General features: G+C 63.0%; 27 protein-coding genes. 16 read left to right on the top strand and 11 right to left on the bottom strand.

Annotated features, from left to right (window positions below):
• The first annotated feature begins 163 nt into the window (after positions 1-163).
• Positions 164-1498 (top strand): aspartate aminotransferase family protein, encoded by a 1335-nt coding sequence (locus J3456_RS05830; protein WP_349579310.1) that lies wholly within the window; start codon positions 164-166, stop codon positions 1496-1498.
• A gap of 13 nt (positions 1499-1511) precedes the next feature.
• Here the strand turns inward: J3456_RS05830 and tolA are convergent, their stop codons facing one another.
• Genes tolA through J3456_RS05855 form a run of 5 tightly spaced genes read right to left on the bottom strand, consistent with a single transcriptional unit; the run spans position 1512 to position 4359 of the window.
• On the bottom strand, positions 1512-2468 hold the full coding sequence (gene tolA, locus J3456_RS05835; protein WP_349579311.1) for a cell envelope integrity protein TolA: 957 nt from the start codon (positions 2466-2468) through the stop codon (positions 1512-1514).
• Positions 2465-2854, bottom strand: coding sequence for an ExbD/TolR family protein (locus J3456_RS05840; RefSeq protein WP_067939000.1), 390 nt, complete (start codon positions 2852-2854; stop codon positions 2465-2467). Before J3456_RS05840 ends, tolA begins: the two co-directional genes overlap by 4 nt.
• A gap of 2 nt (positions 2855-2856) precedes the next feature.
• Entirely contained in the window at positions 2857-3234 is a 378-nt protein-coding gene (locus J3456_RS05845; RefSeq protein ID WP_349579312.1) for a biopolymer transporter ExbD, read from the bottom strand.
• Complete coding sequence (locus tag J3456_RS05850) at positions 3227-3913, bottom strand: MotA/TolQ/ExbB proton channel family protein (RefSeq protein WP_349579313.1); 687 nt, start codon at positions 3911-3913, stop codon at positions 3227-3229. The genes J3456_RS05845 and J3456_RS05850 overlap by 8 nt, the downstream gene beginning before the upstream one ends.
• Positions 3913-4359 carry a hypothetical protein gene (locus J3456_RS05855; RefSeq protein ID WP_349579314.1) on the bottom strand — a complete coding sequence of 149 codons (447 nt, stop codon included), beginning with the start codon at positions 4357-4359 and terminating at the stop codon, positions 3913-3915. Before J3456_RS05855 ends, J3456_RS05850 begins: the two co-directional genes overlap by 1 nt.
• Positions 4360-4633: 274 nt before the next feature.
• Between J3456_RS05855 and J3456_RS05860 the strand changes: the two genes are divergently transcribed.
• Positions 4634-5092, top strand: coding sequence for a protein tyrosine phosphatase family protein (locus J3456_RS05860; protein ID WP_349579315.1), 459 nt, complete (start codon positions 4634-4636; stop codon positions 5090-5092).
• A 26-nt stretch (positions 5093-5118) separates the two neighbouring features.
• Here J3456_RS05860 and J3456_RS05865 read toward each other — a convergent pair whose 3' ends face one another.
• The gene (locus tag J3456_RS05865; RefSeq protein ID WP_349579316.1) at positions 5119-5424 is read right to left on the bottom strand and encodes an ArsR/SmtB family transcription factor; all 306 of its coding nucleotides are present in this window, start codon (positions 5422-5424) and stop codon (positions 5119-5121) included.
• A gap of 94 nt (positions 5425-5518) precedes the next feature.
• Between J3456_RS05865 and J3456_RS05870 the strand changes: the two genes are divergently transcribed.
• From J3456_RS05870 to J3456_RS05895, 6 genes are all read left to right on the top strand, one after another.
• Positions 5519-5953 carry a YeeE/YedE family protein gene (locus tag J3456_RS05870; RefSeq protein WP_259947992.1) on the top strand — a complete coding sequence of 145 codons (435 nt, stop codon included), beginning with the start codon at positions 5519-5521 and terminating at the stop codon, positions 5951-5953.
• Between the two features lies 1 nt (position 5954).
• Positions 5955-6395, top strand: a complete 441-nt coding sequence (locus J3456_RS05875; RefSeq protein WP_349579317.1) for a DUF6691 family protein — start codon at positions 5955-5957, stop codon at positions 6393-6395.
• The gene (locus J3456_RS05880) at positions 6395-7312 is read left to right on the top strand and encodes an MBL fold metallo-hydrolase (RefSeq protein ID WP_349579318.1); all 918 of its coding nucleotides are present in this window, start codon (positions 6395-6397) and stop codon (positions 7310-7312) included. The genes J3456_RS05875 and J3456_RS05880 overlap by 1 nt, the downstream gene beginning before the upstream one ends.
• Positions 7313-7368: 56 nt before the next feature.
• Positions 7369-9090 (top strand): SulP family inorganic anion transporter, encoded by a 1722-nt coding sequence (locus J3456_RS05885; RefSeq protein WP_349579319.1) that lies wholly within the window; start codon positions 7369-7371, stop codon positions 9088-9090.
• A gap of 61 nt (positions 9091-9151) precedes the next feature.
• A complete protein-coding gene (locus tag J3456_RS05890; protein ID WP_349579320.1) occupies positions 9152-9613 on the top strand; it encodes a CreA family protein in 462 nt (153 codons plus the stop codon).
• Between the two features lie 121 nt (positions 9614-9734).
• Entirely contained in the window at positions 9735-10883 is a 1149-nt protein-coding gene (locus J3456_RS05895) for a lytic murein transglycosylase (RefSeq protein WP_349579321.1), read from the top strand.
• 6 nt (positions 10884-10889) lie between these two features.
• Here the strand turns inward: J3456_RS05895 and J3456_RS05900 are convergent, their stop codons facing one another.
• Positions 10890-12230 (bottom strand): FliI/YscN family ATPase, encoded by a 1341-nt coding sequence (locus J3456_RS05900; RefSeq protein ID WP_259982288.1) that lies wholly within the window; start codon positions 12228-12230, stop codon positions 10890-10892.
• A 70-nt stretch (positions 12231-12300) separates the two neighbouring features.
• Here J3456_RS05900 and flgB point away from each other — a divergent pair, with 70 nt between their 5' ends.
• From flgB to flhB, 8 genes are read left to right on the top strand one after another with little or no spacing between them, the layout of a single operon-like run.
• Positions 12301-12705, top strand: coding sequence for a flagellar basal body rod protein FlgB (gene flgB / locus J3456_RS05905; protein ID WP_349579322.1), 405 nt, complete (start codon positions 12301-12303; stop codon positions 12703-12705).
• Positions 12706-12714: 9 nt separating this feature from the next.
• Positions 12715-13125, top strand: a complete 411-nt coding sequence (gene flgC, locus J3456_RS05910; RefSeq protein WP_067630405.1) for a flagellar basal body rod protein FlgC — start codon at positions 12715-12717, stop codon at positions 13123-13125.
• Between the two features lie 11 nt (positions 13126-13136).
• Positions 13137-13469: a flagellar hook-basal body complex protein FliE gene (fliE, locus tag J3456_RS05915; RefSeq protein ID WP_349579323.1), complete on the top strand. Its 333-nt coding sequence runs from the start codon at positions 13137-13139 to the stop codon at positions 13467-13469.
• 3 nt (positions 13470-13472) lie between these two features.
• A complete protein-coding gene (gene fliQ, locus J3456_RS05920; RefSeq protein ID WP_067261035.1) occupies positions 13473-13742 on the top strand; it encodes a flagellar biosynthesis protein FliQ in 270 nt (89 codons plus the stop codon).
• A complete protein-coding gene (locus J3456_RS05925; RefSeq protein WP_349579324.1) occupies positions 13739-14572 on the top strand; it encodes a lytic transglycosylase domain-containing protein in 834 nt (277 codons plus the stop codon). Before fliQ ends, J3456_RS05925 begins: the two co-directional genes overlap by 4 nt.
• On the top strand, positions 14569-16653 hold the full coding sequence (gene flhA / locus J3456_RS05930; protein ID WP_349579325.1) for a flagellar biosynthesis protein FlhA: 2085 nt from the start codon (positions 14569-14571) through the stop codon (positions 16651-16653). The genes J3456_RS05925 and flhA overlap by 4 nt, the downstream gene beginning before the upstream one ends.
• A 2-nt stretch (positions 16654-16655) precedes the next feature.
• The gene (locus J3456_RS05935; protein ID WP_349579326.1) at positions 16656-17411 is read left to right on the top strand and encodes a flagellar biosynthetic protein FliR; all 756 of its coding nucleotides are present in this window, start codon (positions 16656-16658) and stop codon (positions 17409-17411) included.
• 3 nt (positions 17412-17414) lie between these two features.
• Positions 17415-18533, top strand: coding sequence for a flagellar biosynthesis protein FlhB (gene flhB / locus J3456_RS05940; protein WP_132445027.1), 1119 nt, complete (start codon positions 17415-17417; stop codon positions 18531-18533).
• A gap of 9 nt (positions 18534-18542) precedes the next feature.
• Here the strand turns inward: flhB and J3456_RS05945 are convergent, their stop codons facing one another.
• Genes J3456_RS05945 through J3456_RS05960 form a run of 4 tightly spaced genes read right to left on the bottom strand, consistent with a single transcriptional unit; the run spans position 18543 to position 21028 of the window.
• Positions 18543-19172: a MotE family protein gene (locus J3456_RS05945; protein WP_120350433.1), complete on the bottom strand. Its 630-nt coding sequence runs from the start codon at positions 19170-19172 to the stop codon at positions 18543-18545.
• Positions 19169-19570: a flagellar motor switch protein gene (locus J3456_RS05950; protein WP_349579327.1), complete on the bottom strand. Its 402-nt coding sequence runs from the start codon at positions 19568-19570 to the stop codon at positions 19169-19171. The genes J3456_RS05945 and J3456_RS05950 overlap by 4 nt, the downstream gene beginning before the upstream one ends.
• Positions 19551-20498: a flagellar motor switch protein FliM gene (locus J3456_RS05955; protein WP_067938964.1), complete on the bottom strand. Its 948-nt coding sequence runs from the start codon at positions 20496-20498 to the stop codon at positions 19551-19553. The genes J3456_RS05950 and J3456_RS05955 overlap by 20 nt, the downstream gene beginning before the upstream one ends.
• Positions 20495-21028 carry a flagellar basal body-associated FliL family protein gene (locus tag J3456_RS05960; RefSeq protein ID WP_349579328.1) on the bottom strand — a complete coding sequence of 178 codons (534 nt, stop codon included), beginning with the start codon at positions 21026-21028 and terminating at the stop codon, positions 20495-20497. Before J3456_RS05960 ends, J3456_RS05955 begins: the two co-directional genes overlap by 4 nt.
• Positions 21029-21067: the final 39 nt, after the last annotated feature.

Below are 21067 nucleotides of genomic sequence, written 5' to 3' on the forward strand. Positions count from 1 at the left end.
CGTTGGTTAGGTATTTTACCGTTTGATAAAATATTTTACCTGTCAAGCTTCTCCTGACCCTAGGTCAGCCCAAGCTTTTCCGAATACGCGCGGTGTGCTGATTAATGTGGCAGTCAGCAAGCGAAGCGGTAAATTGGGTCGACCCCAAGGATCGGATTCTACGATGAGCCATGTATTGCACCGTAACCTGCGCGCCACGCAACCTGTGATCGTGCGCGGAGAGGGAAATTTTCTTATTGATGACAAGGGGAAGCGCTATCTCGACGCCTGCGGCGGCGCTGCGGTGTCGAGCCTTGGACATGACAACGCGGCTGTGCGCGCCGCTGTCGCCGCGCAGATGGACCAGCTCGCCTTTGCGCATACCGGCCTCTTCACCAACCCGCCCGCCGAGGCGCTGGCCGACCATTTGATCGCCCGCGCGCCTGAGGGCACTGGCGAAGGGCGGGTGATGTATCTGGGCAGCGGGTCCGAGGCGATGGAAGCGGCGCTGAAGCTCGCGCGGCAGTATCATCTGGAGCGGGGCGACAAAGCGCGCGCGAAGATCATCGCACGCAAGCCCAGCTATCACGGCAACACGCTTGGCGCGCTGGCGGTGGGCGGCCATGCCGGACGCCGCGCGCCCTTTGCGCCGATGCTGATGGATGTCGAACATATCGACGCGGCCTATGCCTACCGCCTGCAACGCGAGGGCGAAAGCGAGGCGGATTTCGCGCAGCGTTTGGCAGATCAGTTCGAGACGCGGATCGTTGAACTGGGGCCGGAGACAGTCGCGGCCTTCGTGGCCGAGCCTGTGGTCGGCGCATCGCTCGGCTCCCAACCCGCGCCTGTGGGGTACTTCAAGCGGGTGCGTGAGATTTGTGACCGCCACGGCGTGCTGCTCATCGCCGACGAAGTGATGTGCGGTATGGGCCGGACCGGGAGCCTTTTTGCGTTGGAGCAGGAAGGCATCTGTGCCGATATCACCACCATGGCCAAGGGGCTTGGCGCGGGCTACCAGCCCATCGCGGCGGTGATGGCCCGCCAAAGCGTGATCGACGCGATCATGGCGGGCAGCGGCAATCTGTGGAACGGGCATACCTATATGTCGCACGCGGTGGCCACGGCGGGCGCGCTGGCGGTGCTGCAAGAGGTCGAGAGCCGCGATTTGCTGAGCGCGGTGCGCGCGCGGGGGCAGCAGTTGGAAGCCGCGTTGCGCGAGCGGTTCGGCCAGCATGCGCATGTCGGTGACATCCGCGGGCGCGGGTTGTTTTGGTCCATCGAACTGGTGGCCGAGCGCGACAGCAAGACGCCCTTCGATGTGAGCCGCAACCTTGCGGGCAAGATTCAGCGGGCGGCGATGGAGGCCGGGATGATCTGCTACCCCGCGCAGGGCTGTGCGGATGGCACGGCGGGGGATCACGTTCTGCTGGCCCCGGCCTTTACCTCTCCGCCCGAAGAAATCGAGATGACGGTCGAGATGCTGAGCAAGGCCATCGATGGGGTGATTGCGGAGGGCTGAGCCCTCGGCCCGTTCATCGGCCTTTGATCTGGATCGAAAAATTGCGCTGCGCCCCGGCGGGCGGGCGCGGGAAGGGTGCGGCCTGTCGGATGATGCCAAGCGCCGCTTGGTCCAGCGCCGCCGACCCGGAACTGCGCGCCACCCGGACGCCAGCCAACTGCCCGCCCCCGCCAATGGAAAAGGCGATCACGGCGGTCCCGCGTGAGCGGACACGCGGTTTGCCGACGCGGGCGATGCGGCTCATCACTTGGCCGGGGTAGTTGCTGGCCGCCGCGTTGCCCGCAGGCGCGGCAGCCCGCTGGCGGGTGCCCGATTGCGCGGCGTTGCCCGCCCGGCTGGCGGTCTGCGCGCCCTTGGTGTTGTCGCGCTTCGCATTGCCGCGCGCGGTTTGCTTTGGCTTGGGTTTCGGCTGCGGCTTGGGCTTGGCCTTCTTGGCGGCCTCGGCGGCGCGTTCGGGGTCGCGGCGCTGCGGGCGCTGCGACAGGCGTGGTGCGTCATCCTCGGCCTCGGCGGTGAGGGTTTCGACCGGGGGCACCGGGGCCACGGCTGTGATGGTCGGCGTAGCGCTGGCGGTCTCGGGCGGGGTTTCGACTGGGGTCAGGGCGGGCAAGACGGGTGCCTGCGCCGCAGTGGCGGGAGGTGGGGCCACGGGCATGGGCTCTGCCTTCACCGCTTGCACTGGCTCGGCGGCTGGCGTGGGCGTAACCGTTGGCATGGGGGTCGGCGGCGGCGCCTCTGCGGTCTCCAAGGGTTCGGGCTCGGGGGTCGGCATGATCTCTTCCACCGGTTCGGCATCCAAGGTGCCGACGGCCATATCCTCAAACCGGGTGCCAAGCTGAGCCGCGGCGGGCGCACCGCCGCCCGCGATCTTGGCGCTGTCGTCAATTTGCGCCAGCTGCGACACGCCCACCACAAGGCTGGCTGCGACACCGATAGAGAGTGTTTTGACAAGACTAGACCGGGGGATCATTGCAGCGCCCTTTCGGTGACAAGCATGACGCGCGCGGCCCCGGCCCCGCGCAGCTCGCGGGTCAGTTCGACAAGGCGGCGGGCGGGCAGCGCGCGGTCAGGCAGCAGCCGCACGGTATCGCGTTCTTCTTCGGGCAGCGCGTCGATGAATTCAGCCACGCTGGCGCGGTCTTGGCCTGCGAATGTCATGCGGCCATCGGCATGGACCACCAGCGCATTGGGCGGCGCGCGGCCCTCAAGCTCGCGGGTTTCCACGAGGTTCAGATCGGAATCCAGCGGCTGCGACAGGGTGCCCGCGACCATAAAGAAGACCAGCATCAGAAAGACGATGTTGATCAGCGCGATGGTCGGTTCGCGTTGCGGTTTGGCCTTGGCGATAGGACGCATGGTCAGCCCTCCAGAACCGAGACGCTGAGCCCCGGCAGGGCGCGCAGCGCGATGAGCAGATCGGCCAGCGCCTGCGCCTCGACCTCGGCCCCGAGCGAGACCAGAAGCGGCGTGCCCTTCTTGGCCTCGGCCAAGGGGCTGGCGGTCAGCCCCTCAAGCGCCAGCGCATCGCCATTGAGGCGCAGCCCCTCGTTGGTCAGTTGCAAAAAGAACGGTTTCGCCCCCGTCTCGGCCCCTGCCCCGGATGTCGCTGCGGCCAATTCGATCTCGGCAAACTTGGAGAAGGTCGAGGTCAGCATGAAAAACAACAACAGCAGAAAGATCACATCGATCAGAGAGGTCATGGAGAGGCGGTTGCGCCGCCGACGTGGCCTAGCCATGGGCTGGCCGGGGCGCGGCGGCGGCAAATTGGGTCGCGGCAGGTGTGGCGGCGGGGGCCGCGTTCTGGCCGGGGTGCAGCACGGTAAGGATCGCCTTGTCGGCGATGACGCGCTCGGTCTCCATCCGCTGTTCCAGCCAGCTGAGCACCAGCGCGGTCGGCATGGCAACGACGAGGCCCACGGCGGTGGTCAGAAGCGCCACCCAGATGCCACCCGCGAGGATCGAAGGATCAACCTGCGACCCTGCGTCTTGCAAGGCGCGGAAGGCTTCGATCATGCCCAGAACCGTGCCGAAGAGGCCCAAGAGCGGGGCAAGCTGCGCCACGGAATCGAGCAGACGAAAGCCGCGCTCCAGCTTGGCAAAGCGCAATTCGGCCTCAGCCTGCAACCGCGATGCACCTGCGTCGGGGGCAGACATGGCCAGTTCGATCACCGGGGCGAGGTAGCTTTTTGACCGGCCCAGCGCAGAGCGCGCAGCGGCGGCATCGCCCCGTTCCCATGCATTGACCGCTTCGGACAGCGCCCGGTGGCGGCCCACGGCGGCGGCGCGGAACTGCCATGTTTTATAAAGTGCGACGGCGAGGGTCAGCACCGCCACGGCCAACAGGATTACCACCACCGGGCCACCGGTTTCGGCGAAGCCCCGCAGGGGGGTCAGCAGCGCGTCAAGTTGCTCCATCAGCCCAGCACCTCGATCTCGGTCCGGGTTGCCGGGGCCAGCGCGTTTTCACAGGTGCCCGCCGCGATCCCCGCGCCTTCGCAGCTTTGCGCACCGTTAAACAGGATACGGCCAAGGTTTTCGCAGGTGGTCTGCGGCACCACGAATTGGCGCACGCGCGGGCGGCCTATGGGCAGTTGACCAAAGTCGAAAAGGGTCAGCCGGTTCACGGTGCCTTCGCGGTCGAACAGCACGGTTTCATAGACGGCCTTGTCCAAGGGCGCAGAGAGGTCGTTCGTGATGAGAAAGGTCAGCTTGCAATTGGCCTCAGTCGTGTCGGCGGCGTTCAACTCGATCTTGAGCGAGGGGGCCGCAGTCGCCGCTGCGGCGGCAGGCGTCTCGGCGGCGGCGCCTTGGCCAAAGGTCAGGGACAGGGCCGCGAGGAACGCGGAACGAAAATGCGGCATGGGGTGGCTCCCGATGGGTTTATCTTTGATCACGGCGCGCTGCTGGGGCGCCTGCCACGGGGGGCAGAATCGTCAAAGCAGCTGTCACGCCAAGCGGAATTTCTTTGTGCTGCCTAGCAAAATCGGTCAGCGGTGACAATCCTGACTTTAATACTCGGATAAGGCAATCCCTCGCTGCCCGCCTTCTGCGCAGGGAACAGTTGCGTCGATCTGGTGTTGGGCTGCTGAAACCATCGCGCGCGGCAATATCGCACGCGCAGAGAAGGAGATTAGAATGACCGACAACAGCCAGAAGATCGCGACCATCGATCCCACGCATAACGTGGCCTTGTTCACGCCGGACGCCAAAGCGCTGGAACAGGCGGCCTCGGCCGGAATGAAAACGGTGGTGAACTTCCGTGCTTCGGATGAGAAAGGCGGCCTTTACCCCGATGAAGAGCGGCTGGTGGCCGAGAAGCTGGGGCTGAACTACCTGCACCATCCGGTCACGCCCGATACGCTTGGCCCCGATACGGTGGACGAATTCCGCAAGTCATTGGATGACCTGCCGCAGCCGGTGTTCCTGCACTGCGCCTCGGGCAAACGGGCCGGGGCGATGACGCTGATGGCACTTGCCGCAGACAAGGGATGGGACGGTGACACGGCTCTGCAAGAAGGCAAATCACGCGGCATTGACCTGACCGAAGAGAAGATCGGCCAGTTGGTCAAATCCTACGCGGATAGCAAAGCATGAAAGAGGCGTCCGGTTTTGCCGGGCGTTTATTTTTGCGCGCAGTAGAGGCCGTGCAGCGTTTCCAGAACGGCCACGGCCTCCTGCCCTTTCACCCGGTAAAAGATCGTCTGCCCCGCGCGGCGACTGTCTACAAGCCCCGCTTCTTTCAGCTTTTTGAGCTGCTGTGACATGGTGGATTGCGACAACCCGCAGGCCCGCGCCAAATCCCCAACCGAACGCTCTCCGCCCAGCAGACGGCACAGGATCTGCAGCCGCGCCTCTGATGCAAGCATCGTCATCAGGGCAGCCGCTCCGGCAATGTCACCGTCCAAGAAATCGTCCGAGTTTTTCATATTAGCATCATTGAATATTAGGAGTGAGTAATATATACTGAATAACAGTCTAAGACAAGCCAGCCGCCAAGGCGGGCGCGTAAGGAGTTGAGAGATGGAAACCGAATTCACACCTTGGCTGTCGCTGGGCGGCGGCGCGTTGATCGGGTCCTCGGCGGTGCTGCTGATGGCGACGAACGGGCGCATCGCGGGCATCAGCGGGCTGACCTCACGGCTATTTGCGCGCGGTAGTGACGGCGAAGCGCGCGGCGTTTCGTTCTTCTTCGTGCTGGGGCTTTTGTTGGCAGCACCGCTTTGGCTGATCGTCTCGGGCGGCTGGCCGCAACAATGGGTGCCCTCGAACCCGCTTTTGATGGCTCTGGCCGGGCTACTCGTCGGCTTTGGCGCGACCTATGGCAATGGCTGCACCTCGGGCCATGGGGTCTGCGGGATCAGCCGTGGTTCGGCGCGGTCGATTGTGGCCACTGTGACCTTCATGGCAACGGCATTCGTGACCGTGTTCGTCATGCGGCATGTGTTGGGAGCGTAATATGAAACAGCTTTTCGCCCTACTCTCCGGCCTTGTCTTTGGCATCGGCCTTATCGTCTCTGGCATGGCGGACCCCGCCAAGGTGCTCAACTTTCTTGACGTCTTTGGCACTTGGGATCCCAGCCTCGCCTTTGTCATGGGCGGTGCCATCGCCGTGACCGCACCGGGCTTTGCATTGCTGTTCCGCAGCCGGCAGACCCCCTATTTCGACAGCACATTCCGCGTCCCCACCCGCAATGATCTTGAGCCGAAGCTGCTGACCGGTGCTGCGATCTTTGGCATCGGCTGGGGCTTGGGCGGCTTTTGCCCCGGCCCTGCGTTGACCGCCCTGCCCCTGGCGGCCAGTGGCACGTTGATCTTTGTCCCCTTCATGCTGGGCGGCATGTGGATCGCCCGCCACACCCCTGATTTGACTCCGAAAACTAAGGAAGGAACTGCCTGATGAGCGACCCTCTTAACTCCCCCATTGTGCGTCATTCCCCCTCAACCGGTGCGGGCAGCCCCGATGTCTGGGGCATTTATGAGCCCGACACAGGCTCGATCCAATACATCTGCGCCGATCCGGCGACCAAGAAGGCCGCGCTGATCGACGTGGTCTGGAACTTTGACCCGAAGAACTACAAGTTCACGACCGAGAGCATGGATCAGGTCTTGGGCCTTGTGAAAGAGCACGGTCTGAGTGTGGAATGGGTGCTTGATACGCATCCCCATGCCGACCACGTCATGGCCTCCGCCCATCTGAAAGAACGGACCGGCGCGCCCAATGCCATCGGTGCACTGGTGCCTGAGATCGCCAAGATTTGGGCCGATCTTTATAATCTGCCAGAGGCTTTTGACCCCGACCGCGATTTTGATCATCTGTTTGAAGAAGGCGAGACGTTTAAGATCGGTGAATTGGACGCCAAAGTGATGCTGTCGCCCGGTCACACGCTGGGGTCGATCACTTACGTCTGCGGCGATGCAGCTTTCGTGCATGACACATTGATGCAGCCCGATGCAGGCACCTCGCGGTCGGATTTTCCGGGGGGCAAAACGGCAGAGCTTTGGGACTCGATCCAAGACATCCTCGCCCTGCCCGGCGACACACGGCTTTACATCGGCCATGACTACGGCACCGATGACCGCAAGGAGCCGACGTGGGAAGCCACGGTGGATGAGCACAAGGCCAAGAACATCCACGTCAAGGACGGCACGAAGCGCGAGGACTACATCGAGCGCCGCCAGAAGCGAGATGCAACCCTGTCGCTGCCGAACCGCATCCTTGCCGCCTTGCAGATCAACCTGCGTGGCGGGCGGCTGCCCCCGGCAGAGGATGACGGCAATCACTACCTCAAACTGCCGGCGAACCGCTTCGACTAAACCAGACCGGGCGGCCCTTCGGGGCGGCCCCCCTCCCCCTTGACGGATAGCCCAACATGACCCTGCCGCCGCTTGCGCAATATCTGCCGATCCTCGACTGGGGGCGGCGCTATGACCATGGCCAGTTCACCGGGGATATGGTGGCGGCGGTGATCGTCACCATCATGTTGATCCCGCAATCGCTGGCCTATGCCCTACTTGCGGGCATGCCGCCTGAGGCGGGTATCTACGCCTCCATCGCGCCGATTGTGCTTTATGCGATTTTCGGAACCAGCCGGGCGCTGGCGGTGGGGCCGGTGGCCGTGGTGTCGCTGATGACGGCGGCGGCGGTGGGCAATATCGCCGAGGCGGGCACGGCGGGCTATGTCACAGCGGCGCTGACGCTGGCGTTTCTGTCGGGCGCGATGCTGCTGGCGCTTGGGCTGTTCCGGCTGGGGTTTTTGGCGAATTTCCTGTCTCACCCTGTGATCGCGGGGTTCATCACCGCCTCGGGCATTCTGATCGCCGCCAGCCAGTTGCGCCATATTCTGGGGGTCGAAGGCGAAGGCCATACGCTGGTCGAAATCCTCGCCAGCCTTTGGGCGCATCTGGGGGAGGTGAACCCGATCACCCTTCTGCTGGGCGTGACCGCGACGGCGTTTCTGTTCTGGGTCCGGGGCGGGTTGAAGCCCTTGCTTTTGCGTATCGGGCTGGGGCCGCGCATGGCCGATATCGGAGCGAAGACAGGGCCAGTGTTGGCGATTGTTGGCACCACGCTGGCGGTTTGGGCCTTTGATCTGGGCAGCCGGGGCGTGGCCATCGTGGGCGAGGTGCCGCAAAGTCTGCCGCCGCTCACTCTGCCTTCCTTCTCGCCTGACCTACTGTCCCAGCTTTTCATCCCCGCGCTGCTGATTTCGATCATCGGCTTTGTAGAGAGCATCAGCGTGGCGCAGACCTTGGCCGCCAAGAAACGCCAGCGCATCGATCCGGATCAAGAACTCATCGGTCTGGGCAGTGCGAACCTCGGGGCGGCCTTCACCGGGGGCTTTCCGGTGACGGGGGGCTTCTCTCGCTCTGTCGTGAACTTTGACGCAGGGGCCGAGACGCCCGCCGCGGGCGCCTTCACCGCCGTCGGGCTGGCGCTCGCCGCGCTGTTTCTCACGCCGCTGATTTTCTTCCTGCCCAAGGCGACGCTCGCCGCCACGATCATCGTCGCGGTGCTGAGCCTCGTCGATTTCTCGATCCTCAAACGCGCTTGGGCCTTTAGCCACGCCGATTTTGCGGCCGTGAGCGTGACGATCCTGCTGACGTTGATCTTCGGTGTCGAAGCGGGGGTGAGCGCCGGGGTCATCACCTCGATCCTCGTGCATCTTTATAAGACCTCGCGCCCGCATATGGCCGTGGTGGGCCGCGTGCCGGGCACTGAACATTTCCGCAATGTGCTGCGCCATGAGGTTGAGACCCAACCGCATGTGCTGTCGCTGCGGGTGGATGAGAGCCTCTACTTCCCCAACGCGCGCTACCTAGAGGACCAACTTGCGCGCTATGCTGCCGAGAAGCCCGAACTGACGGATGTGGTCCTGATGTTCCCGGCGGTGAATGAGATCGACCTCTCGGCACTTGAGTCGCTTGAGGCGATCAACACACGGCTACGAGATGCCGATATCCGGCTGCATCTGAGCGAGGTGAAAGGCCCGGTGATGGACCGGCTGAAGCGCAGTCATTTTCTGGATGACCTCACCGGCGAGGTGTTTCTCAGCCAGCATGAAGCCGTTTGCGCCTTGGCAGAGCGGCACTAAAGACAATCGACAATTCGAAGCCCCCAAGGGAACCGCCCGGCCCGTCGCGCGTTTGCCTGCCATGAACAAGATTTTCGCGCGCGCCGCCGCCCTCTCCGCCTGCCTTTTCGCCACTGCTGCCTCTGCCGAACAGGTGGGGAATGTTGATGTGGACTGGCTGGGCAACGACATCATCGTCGAAGCCGTGGCCGACCCCAAGGTCAAGGGCGTAACCTGCCATCTGGCCTATTTCGAGCGCGGTTTGATTGACCGCCTGCAAAAGGGCAACTGGTTCGAAGACCCGTCGAACTCCTCCATCTCTTGCCGTCAGACCGGCCCGATTGAAGTGGGTGATATCGAGATGGATGATGAAGGCGAGAATGTCTTCAGCGAACGCCGCTCGATCATCTTCAAAACTCTGCGGGTGAAGCGTATTTTCGACAAAGAGAACAACACACTGATCTACATCAGCCACAGCCAGCAGGTGCAGGACGGCTCGGCCAAGATGTCGATGTCGACCGTGCCGTTGTTCCAGCCCGGGTAATAAGCCCAAGGGGCCAAGTTTTCCTCGGCGAAGGCTTGCCATCGTGGCGATCCTGCCTTGTCGGGCGACCTGCCTGCGATATGCTGCGCAAAACGCAACAATGCAGCGACAGGCAGGTTTCATGAGACATTCACGCAGAACATTCGCATTCGGCCTCGCCGCACTGGGGCTGACATCGGCCTGCTCGAACGGCGGCGGCGCGCTCGGCCCCGCAGCGGCGGCAGGGGTGCCGGACGATCTGCGGCCCGTGGCCAACGCGGGATATGATGCTTGGGTCGCGGCGTTTAAGGGCCGTGCCTCGGCGCAAGGGATTTCCGCCAACACCTTGGCTCAAGGGTTTCGCGGCGCGGGCTACCTGCCCGGCGTCGTGAAACGGGACCGTAACCAAACGGAATTCAGCCGCAGCTTGGAAGATTACCTCGCCATTGCGGCCTCGGACGAGCGTGTATCAAAAGGGCGCGCGGCTTTTGCACGGCACCGCAGCACGCTGAGCGCGATTGAGAACCGTTACGGCGTGGCGGCCGAGATCGTCGCGGCGGTCTGGGGGCTTGAGAGTTTCTTTGGCGAGCGGCGCGGCAATGTGCCTGTGGTCTCAGCTACTTCCACATTGGCCTATGACGGGCGGCGCGGCGCATTCTTTGAAAAGCAGCTGATCGCGGCGCTGAAAATCTTGCAAAACGGCGACATCAGCGCGGACCGCCTTACCGGGTCTTGGGCAGGGGCGATGGGGCATACACAGTTCATTCCCACGTCCTATCAAGCCTTTGCCGTGGATTTCACCGGCGACGGGCGACGCGACATCTGGTCGGAAGACCCCAGCGATGCGCTGGCGTCGACCGCCGCCTATCTGTCGCGTAATGGCTGGACGCGCGGTGTCAAATGGGGCGGCGAATTGGGAAGTATCCCCGCCAGTGCCGGATCGGTGATCCAGCCGCAGGCAGGTGGGCCGCAGTTTGTGGTAACCAGCAACTTCCGGGCGCTGAAACGCTACAACAACTCCGACAGCTACGCGATTGGCGTGGGCCATCTGGCCGACCGCATCGCCGGGGGCGGGCCGCTGCGCGGCAGCTTCCCCCCCGATGCCAATGGGCTGACCAAAGACGACCGTATGGCGCTGCAACAGCGGCTGACCGCGCGGGGGTTTGATACCGATGGCACCGACGGGGTGATCGGGCCAAACAGCCGCAAAGCGATCAGCGCCTATCAGGCCAGCGTGGGCCTGCCTGCGACGGGCGAGCCTTCGGTCGAGCTGCTGCGCCGCCTGCAATAGGCGGGCCTAACCGGGGCTGATCCCGGCCCGGTCGAGCATCCCTGCCACCTCAGCAAATGAGGATTGCGGCGGGGTGTGCTCGGCCTTGCGCTGGCTAAGGAATGTCTCGCACGGCCCAGCGAACGCAATCGCGCGGTCCAGTTCGGGATTGCTGCCGCTGCGGTAGGCGCCGATGCGGATCAATTCTTCCATATCGGCATGGGCCGCCAGCGCCTTATGGGCTGCGGTGAGCAGCGTATACTCCACATCACTGTGGCAATCCGGCAACGTCCGCGAGACCGATGCGAGCAGGTCAATCGCCGGATAGCGCCCCTTTTCGGCAATTTTGCGATCCAACACGATATGCCCGTCGGTGATGCCGCGCACGGCGTCGGCGATGGGGTCATTCATATCATCACCATCCACCAAAACGGTGAAGATCGCGGTGATATCGCCCTTGCCCACCGGCCCCGGCCCGGCACGCTCCAACATCTGCGGAAGCTCCGAGAAAACCGTCGGCGGATAGCCCTTGGCGGTGGGTGGTTCGCGCGAGGCGAGGCCGATTTCGCGCTGCGCCATGGCAAAACGGGTGACGCTGTCCATCAGCAGCAACACATGCTGGCCTTGGTCGCGGAAATGTTCGGCCACGGCCATGGCGGTCCAAGCGGCTTGGCGGCGGGTGAGCGGCGGCTCATCCCCGGTGGCGACAACCAGAACGGCCTTCTCCATCCCCTCTGGGCCGAGGTCGGTTGAGATAAAATCCTGCACCTCACGGCCCCGTTCACCAACCAGCGCCATAACCACCACGTCACACTCCGTATAGCGTGCCAGCATGGCCATCAGCGTCGATTTACCCACACCAGAGCCCGCAAAAATGCCCAAGCGCTGGCCTTGGCAAAGCGGGGTAAAGACATCGAGCGCGCGCACATGGGTCGCCAGTTTCGGGCCGATGCGTTTGCGGTCGAACGCACCCGGCGGGGCGGCGCGCAGCGGGCGCGGTTGGTTGCCCTCGGGCAGATGCCCTTTTCCGTCGAGCGGTGCGGCAGAGGCACTGATCACCCGCCCCTTCCAGCTTTCATCCGGGCGGATCACATCGCGGCCAACGGCGACCTCGACCCGGTCACCCGCCGCGACCCCGCGCCACGACCCAAAAGGGAGCAACTCGGTGCCATGGGTGCCCAGCCCCACGACCTCTGCATGGACCGGCCCGTCAGAGCCATGCACGATACAGCGCTCGCCGATGCCCAGCACCCGCTCCAGCCCCACGGCGGTCAGCGTAATGCCGGTGATCGCGCGCACTTCGCCGGTGATCTCGGCCTCGCCCGCCTCGCGGGCAAAGCTGGTCAGCTCGGAAAAGAGTGTCTGCATGGATAAATTTCCTCTAGGAGAGCAAGCTAATATTTACTATACAAGGATTAAACAGGCTATAGGCAAAAAAATGAACTTGTCTAATCTTTCTATTCTTGGACTTGCTTCGGACCGGATGCAGTGGCTTTCGGCCCGGCAAAAGGTCGTGTCTGAAAACGTGGCCAATGCGGCGACGCCGAACTTCAAGGCGCGCGATGTGTCGTCCTTCGCCTCAATGCTCAGCGGAGAGCTGTCGCGCGATAATGGGCTGGTGACCACCCATGACAAACACTTCACCGGCGTCGCCCATGGCACGCCCGGCGTGCGTGAGGTCACCGACCGCAGCGCTGCTGGCACCACGCTGGACGGCAATACCGTGAACCTCGAAGAACAGGCCGTGAAGGCCGCCGAGATCGGCGATCATTACCGGTTGGCCGCACAGCTTTATCGCAAGAGCTATGACATGCTCACCATGGCCGTCACCGGAAACAGGTAAGGAAAACGCATGGATCCGCTTCAGTCTATCGCCAAAATCGCCGCCAGCGGGATGACCGCGCAGACCGCGCGTTTGCGGGTGATCTCGGAAAACGTGGCCAACGCAGATTCCACGGGCACCACGCCGGGCGCCGACCCCTTCCGCCGCAAGACCATCAGCTTTTCCGAATTGATTGATCGCAACGGAGGCGGCTCTTTGGTTGAGGTCGACCGCATCGGGCGGGATCAGTCGCCGTTTCGCCGCGATTATGACCCGTCGCATCCAGCCGCGGATGACACCGGCTATGTCAACCGGCCCAATGTCGATCCGATCATTGAGATGGCCAACATGCGCGAGGCATCGCGCAACTACGAGGCCAACATGAACATGTTCGAATCCGGTCGCCGGATGCGCGGCCAGATGCTCGACCTGTTGAAGTGAGGTAACCTGAGATGAGCGATCCCGCCTCCCTGATCTCGACCGCCGCGGTTCGCGGTGCCTATCGCACCTCGCAATCGCTAACGGCGCAAAAAGGCGAAGCCATCGCCGAAGAGGCGGGCGCCAGCGCCAATAGCTTCACCAATATGGTGCAGCAAGTCTCGGAAAACGCGCTGGAAACGGTGCGCGAGGGCGAGGCCGTGGCCCAAGCCGGGCTGCGTGGTGAGGCGGATACCCAGCAGGTTGTCGAAGCGATGCTGGCGATGGAAAGCACAGTGAAAGTGGCCGTGTCGGTGCGCGACCGCTTTGTCGAAGCCTATCAGGAAATTCTGCGGATGCCGATCTAGGCCATGACCGAAACCCAGACCTATGACATCATCTCTGCTACCGTCTGGGCCGTGCTTCTGGCCTCGGGTCCGGTGCTGGGGGTGGCGTTGGCGATTGGTCTGGTGATCGCGTTTTTCCAAGCCCTGACGCAAATTCAGGAAATGACGCTGACCTTCGTGCCCAAGATCGTGATGATCTTTGTCACCCTGCTGGCCGCGACGCCGTTCATGTATGCCACGCTGAAGAACCTGTCGGACACGATCTTTGACCTCGTGCAGAACGGTGGGCTGTGAGAGCGCTTTGGCATATGGCCCGCGCGGCGCTGCTGGGGGCGGTGCTTGCCCCCCCTGCCCTCGCGCAGGGCTGGGGGTCGTTCTATGAGCCGACGCGCAAGGACAAAGTGACCGCGACCGCACAGACACTGGCGGCCAAGGGCGGGCCGGAAGGCGTCTGCATCCGCGAAATTCTGGCAGCACAAACGCGGCATGGCATCCCAGATAACCTACTGCTGGCCATCGGCCTGCAAGAGGCGGGCACCCGGCGGAACGGGCATTTCACCGTTTGGCCCTACGCGGTCAACGCGGCGGGCGAAGGGCGGCTGTTCGACAGCCGCGATGCCGCGCTTGATTGGATCGCAGAGCGGCAAGCGCGCGGTATCCGCTCCATCGACGTGGGCTGCATGCAGATCAACATGCGCTGGCATCCGGATGCTTTCGACAACCCCGCCCAGGGGTTCGATCCGCGCGTGAACGTCGATTACGCCGCGCGGTTCCTCAAGCGGTTGCACCGCCGCACGGGCAGTTGGATGCAGGCCGCGGGGTCGTACCATTCGTTCGAGCCTGAGTACCGCGACACCTACCTTGACCGGCTGCAAAAGAACATCTCTGCCGCCAATGCGCGGCTGCCGGAGTTTCAGGCGCTGGCCAGCGCCAGCCCCGTTCCCGCGCGTCCGCGCAAGACCCCCCGGAGTACGTCGGGCAGTTATGACAGGCTGGCGGCCAAGGCCACATGGGGCGCGCAGATCGGCGGGGCGGCGAATGCGCGCCGTTCGCTTTATTCGGCACATGAGATGCAGCCGGTTCTGCCGCAGTTCACCACCGTCCGCGCGGAGGATGCGGGATGAGTACGAAACCCAACACCATCCTGCCGCAGCTGAGCATGTTCGGCGCAAATAAAGACGTCAGCTTTGCCGTTGGCATGGCGCTGGTGCTGGCGGTTCTGTTCCTGCCGCTTCCGCCGATCTTGCTTGATTTCGGGCTTGCGCTGTCGCTGTCGCTCAGCGTGTTGATCTTCATGGTGGCACTTTGGATCCCCTCTCCGCTGCAGTTCAACTCTTTCCCGACGCTGCTGCTGGTCACGACCATGTTGCGCCTGTCGCTCAACGTGGCCTCAACCCGGCTGATCCTCAGCGAAGGCCATGCCGGTCTGCATGCGGCGGGGGATGTGATCCAAGGGTTCTCCAAGTTCATCGTGGCGGGTAATTTCGTCATCGGTGTGGTGATCTTTGCCATTCTCGTCATCATCAACTTCGTCGTGATTACAAAGGGTTCGACCCGTATCGCCGAGGTTGCCGCGCGGTTCTCGCTGGATGCGATGCCGGGCAAGCAGATGGCGATCGACGCCGATATGGGTGCGGGGCTGATCGACGAGGATGAGGCCCGTCGCCGCCGTAAAGAACTGGAAGACGAAAGCGCCTTTTTCGGTGCGATGGACGGTGCGTCTAAATTCGTGCGCGGCGATGCGGTGGCGGGGCTGATCATCACGCTGATCAACGTAATCGGCGGCATTCTGATCGGCGTCGTGCAGCGCGGCATGGGGGTGGGCGATGCCTTTAACGTCTTCACCTCGCTGACCATCGGCGACGGGCTGGTGAGCCAGATCCCGGCCTTGGTCGTCTCGCTCGCCGCCGGTCTGATCGTGACCAAGGGCGGCACCCGGGGCGCGGCGAACGAAGCCGTCTTTGACCAGCTTTCGAACTTCCCCAAGGCGCTTTACATGGCGGCCTTGCTGCTGTTCGGCATCGGCCTTTTGCCCGGCTTTCCGCTGCTGGTCTTCGCCCTTCTGGCCGCTGCCATGGTGGGCTTGGGCGTGGTGATCCAGCGCGGCGCGGCAGAGGCGGCAGAGGCCAAGGCAAAGGCCGACGCCGAGGCGCAGAAACAGCAGGACATGCCAGAGGTCGACAGCAACCCGATGCACCTCGATGAGTTGCGGCTGGTTCTGGGCGAAGGGCTGGTGGCGCTGGCCAACCGCCCCGACGCGGTGCTGCCGAGCAAGATCAAATCCCTGCGCAAGCATTTCGCCGAAGAGTTCGGCTTTCCCATGCCCTCGGTGCGGATCAAGGATGACGTGAGCCTGCCGATCAACAGCTATTCCTTTCAAATCCACGGCGTCGACGTGGCCAAAGGCGACATCCGCGCCAATCAGATGATGGTGATCAACCCCGAAGGCGCGCCGCTGCAACTGCCCGGCGAGGCCACGCGCGAGCCGACGTTCGGGCTCGACGCGCTTTGGGTCGACAGCAAGGTTGCCGATCAGGCCGAGGCGCAGGGCTATACGGTCGTCGATCCCGAAAGTGTCATCACCACGCATCTGACCGAAGTGGTGAAAGAGAACATGTCGGAGTTACTGACCTACGGTTCGGCGAAAGAAGCGATTGAGGGGCTGGACCGGAACTATCAAAAGCTGGTCAACGACCTGCCCGTCCCCTCCCCCGCCATTCTGGTACAGCAGGTCTTGCAGGAATTGCTGCTCGAGCGCGTCTCGATCCGCAATCTGCCGCTGATCGTAGAGGCCATGGCCGAGGCGACGCGCCAGACATCCAAACCCGCGCTGGTGCTTGAGAACGTGCGCCGCCGCCTGTCGAGCCAGATTTGCCAAGGCCTGTCCGATGGTCAGGGTTTCGTGCCTGTCATCACCCTGTCGCCCTCTTGGGAGGCCGAGTTCATCGAGGCGGTCAAGATCGTCGGCGAGGATCGCACATTCGTCATGTCGCCCAAACGGGTACAGGAATTCGTGCTACAAGCCCGCCAGCAAATCCAGCGCTTCGCCTCAGAAGACAGCTGGCCCGCGCTGATGGTCAACCCCGAGGCGCGGTCCTATGTGCGCTCCATGCTGGAGCGGGTCAGCCCGATGACGCCGGTGATCTCCAACGCCGAAATTCATCGCAAGGTATCCCTGCGGACCGTCGCCACCATCGGGGGCTAGGGATGGACCTCTCTGCCCTTTTGACCGACGCGCTGATGGGATACTTCGTCGTCTTTGCCCGCATCGGCAGCGCGCTTTTGTTCATGCCGGGCTTTGCTGAAACCTCGGTGCCCACGCGGCACCGGCTGTTCTTTGGTCTGATCCTGAGTGCTGCGCTTTATCCGGTCACCGGCCTTGGCCCCGTGGCCGAAGATCGCCCCGGTGCCTTGCTGTTGATCTTCGGGTCCGAGATCACTGTCGGCCTCTGGATCGGGCTGGTGGCGCGCACGCTGCTCTCGGCGCTGCAATTCGCGGGCTATCAAATGGCGCTGATGTCGGGGCTGGCGAATGCCTTGGCGCCGAACATTGGCGCGTTTGAGGGGGCGACCTCCATGGCGGCGATGTTGCTGATTGGGGCCACGGCGTTGATCTTTGTCACAGACCTGCACCACCTCATTATTGAGTCGTTGCTGATGTCCTATCAGGTTTTCATCCCCGGCACTTTCATGCTGGCCGATCTGACCGATCAATTCGCCCGCGCCACGCAGGTCAGCCTCTACCTTGGCCTGTCGATCGCCGCGCCTTTCTATGTGGCGGGTCTGGTGCTGAACGTCGGGATGGGTCTGGCGAACCGCATGATGGCGAGCCTTCAGGTCTTCTTTATTGCCCAGCCCTTGCTGATTGCGGCGGGGCTGGCCTTGATGGTGCTGGCGGTTCCGACCATGATGCGCGGGTTTCTTGAGCCTTTCGCGAATTGGCTCACCACCTACGGATTCTAGGCCATGTCAGACGAGGACAAGAGCAGTAAGACCGAAGAGCCGACGGAGAAAAAGCTCCGCGACGCGCGCAAGAAGGGCGACGTGCCTCAATCGCGTGAGACCGGCACGGCGATGCTGGTCTTTGCCCTGCTGATGATCCTGATCTTCGTGCTGCCAAGTTCGATTGGCCGGATCGTCGAAGCGCTGCAAGGCCCGCTGCTGGACGCTGGTGTCACCGCCATTGGCACCGGCGGCACCGGGGTCGTTGAGGCCGGGAATGTGTTGAAGTCACTGGGGTTTACGCTGGGACTGGCGATGATGCCGGTTGCGGGGATCATGGTGTTGGCGGCCCTCTTTGGGGTGCTGATCCAAGGGGAGACCGTGGTCTCTGCCGAACGGATCAAGCCGAAAATTTCCAAACTGAATCCGCTATCGGGGTTCAAGCGGCTGTTCTCGGCCGAGGCCTTTGTCGAGTTTGCCAAGAACACCGCCAAGGTGCTGGTGATCGGCTTCATCACCGTTTGGGCCGTGCGCGATATTGCGCAATCGCTGGGCCAGACGCAGGCATTCATCCCCGAGACATTGCTGGATGCGGCCCTGCAAAAGGTGCGCTGGATCTTTCTGGTCACCACCGTGCTCTTGGTGCCCATCGCCATTGCCGACATCATCTGGAAGCGCGCGCAGTGGAAGAAAAAGCAGATGATGAGCCTCAAGGAAATCCGCGACGAGCATAAAGACAGCGAGGGCGATCCGCAGATCAAGGGACGCCGTGCCGAATTGCGCCGCGCCCGCGCCCGCCAGCGCATCGCGCAGGCCATCCCCAATGCCAGCGTGATCCTGACCAACCCAACCCATTACGCCGTAGCGCTGAAATATGAACAGGGTGTCGATGATGTGCCGGTCTGCGTGGCCAAAGGGGCCGATGTGATGGCCCACCGAATCCGCGAATTGGCCAAAGAGCATGACATTCCGATGATCGAAAACCGCCCGCTGGCCCGCGCGCTTCACGCAGCGGTAGAGGTGGATGACCGTATCCCGATGGAGCATTGGCAGGCGGTGGCCGAGATCATCGGCTTTGTCATGGACCTGCGCCGCAACGTGCGCCGCAAGCCGCCCGCGGGGTCGTCAATCCGCGAAGATTAAACCGCCCGCTCAGCGCAGGCGCAGCCCTTCGAGGTTGCGGTCGGCGGGGAGTTTGGAGCGTTCCAGCAGGATTTTGGTAATCAACCGCGCACGGACAAGGCTGAACGAGCCCATGATCTGCGCAGCATCGCGTTCGGGCATGGCACCGATCACCTGCACAGCGGTTTCCACGTCGATTTCGTCCATGATGCCCGCCGCCACCTGTGGCTTCATGTTGCGATAAAGCTCGACCAATTTGGTCATGTCTTGGTTGTTGGCCTCTTCGATCACCTTCAGCTGCGCGCCGATCTCGTCGCGCAGGCTCGCAAGTCGGGTCTGCTCGGCCTTGAGGCTCTCCTCGGCCAGCGCCAGCTTGGCTTCCCGGTCGGCGATTGTGTCGCGTTGGTCTTTGAGCAGGGCACGCTCTTCGGCGATGGCCTCGGCGATCAGATGGCTCGGCTCGCACATGCCGCTCTGCCCCGGAGCGCTGGCGTCATAGCTGGGCGGCGCGGGGGCTGCGGCAAGCTCGACCGGTACCGGGGGTGTGTCACCCGGCGTCTCGGCGATGGCCATCATCGGCATGAACTCCACCGTGAGCTTGAGCACCCCGGCGACGCCAAGGCCAAAAAGCGCGATCTTTGGTAGGGAGATACGGCTCATTCCTTACGCTCCTTGGTGATGTCGAAAAAGGTGCGGACCAGTTCGGATTTGCCCTGCACCGCCGCCTGCCCGCGCACTTGGCTGCGCCCTTTGAGCCGCGCGGCACGCATCTGTGCCGGGCTTTGGCCTGCGGTGGCAGGCTCGGCCGCGGCTTGGCGCGGCTGCGGGGCGTCGCGCTGCACGGGTGGCTCGGGGCGCTGCACCTTGGTGCTGAGATCGCGGAGGTCCTCTACCGATTTGGCGGATTGATCGACCGCGCTGGAAAAGGCCCCGACCATCGGCTCCATTTCCTTTAGGGTGGCCATGAGCGCGCGAACCCGACGATCAAGGATAAAGGCATAGACCAGCGTGCCGACCAGCAGCACGATGATGAGGATATCAATCAAGGCCGGCATCATCGTCGCTGTCCTCCTGACTTTCCTTGGGCAGCAAGGATTGGATCACCCGCAGCGCCAAAGCGCCGTTGCTGCGCTGGCCAAAGGCGGCTTGGAACATCGGCTGCGCGTTCACCATGCCGACCACGGGGGTATCGACCGTCATGCCCAGATCGATCACCTGACCGGGCTTCCATTCCAGCACCTCATGCAGCGGGATCGTCACCTCTTGGAGCACGCCGGTGATGGTGACCGTGGTGCTTGATATCTGGCTGTTCATATCCTTGCGCGCGTTGCTGTCGGTGGGCGAACGCCCGCCAAGGAAGGGCTGCGCCAACTGCGCGCTGACCTCATCAAGCGTGCCATAGGGCAGCACCAGCGCCATATGGCCGCTGCGGTCTTCGAATTGCAGATGCATCCGGACCAGCACCGTCGCGGTACGCGGCGCGGCCAGCATGACCGACCGGGGATTGGACTCCAACGATTGGATGTCGAATTGCACGGGGCTGACATCCTGCAAGCAATGCGCCAGCCCTTTGAGCGACAGTTCCGCCAGTCTGCGGCCCAGTTTCTGCTCAATCGCAGTCAACCCGCGGGGCTTCCATTGTTGGCTCGTGGCGCGGCGGCCGCCCAGCATGATCTCTAGGACCGAAAACAGCAGATCCGGCTCGACCACACAGGCGATCTGGCTGCCCCAGCCCTCGGCATTGGCGATGGCGATGAGCGAGGGCGCCTGAATGCTCTCCATCGCGTCCTCATAGGGCATATATTCCAGCGAGCTAAGCTCGATCTCAGGTGCTACGGTGCAATAGGATTTGAGGTCAGGCACCAAAGCCAGCAACAGGCGGTCGATGATGATCTCAAGCGTGGGCAGGCGCTGAAAGCTTTCGCGCGCCTGACGGATCATCGTCTCTTCGAGGCTTAGCGCATCGGAGGAATCCGCTATCGTCATTGCACCACCATATCGGCAATCAGTATTTCATGCGGCGCGTCAGTGTGGCCCACCGCCCGCGCCCGGCGCAGCAGTTCGGTTTTCAGCATCGCCAGCCCATAGCTGCCAGTCAGGTCGCTGACATGCAACTGGCGCAGGAAATCTTGGAAACTGTCGCGCAGGTAAATCTCACGCGCGATCAGGCGGTCCGCGCCCTCGGCGGTTTCGTCATAGACCATCAGCATGTTCAGCTTGAGAAACCGGCTGGTCTGCCCGCCTTGCGGCCCGGTGTCGGTGACGTTCACGATGATCTCGGGGAAAGGCATGACCGGCATCTTGATCTCGGTCTTTGGCTTTTCGCCATGCGCGTCTTCGCTGCCTTCCTCACCATGGGCGTTGTCCGCGGTCTCAACCGCTTCCTCGACGGTTTCATCCCCGCCGAGCCCCACCATTTTCAACAGCCCCGAAGGGCCAATGGCAAGTGTCACCCCACCGACGCCAGCAAGAAGGCAGAGCAAGACGACAGCAAGGATAGCAAGAGGCTTTTTCATTCTTCAACTCTTAATCGGATCCTGCGCGGAGCGCCATAT

Origin of the sequence: Sulfitobacter sp. NFXS29 (assembly GCF_040148765.1) — a bacterium.
GTDB lineage: Bacteria > Pseudomonadota > Alphaproteobacteria > Rhodobacterales > Rhodobacteraceae > Sulfitobacter.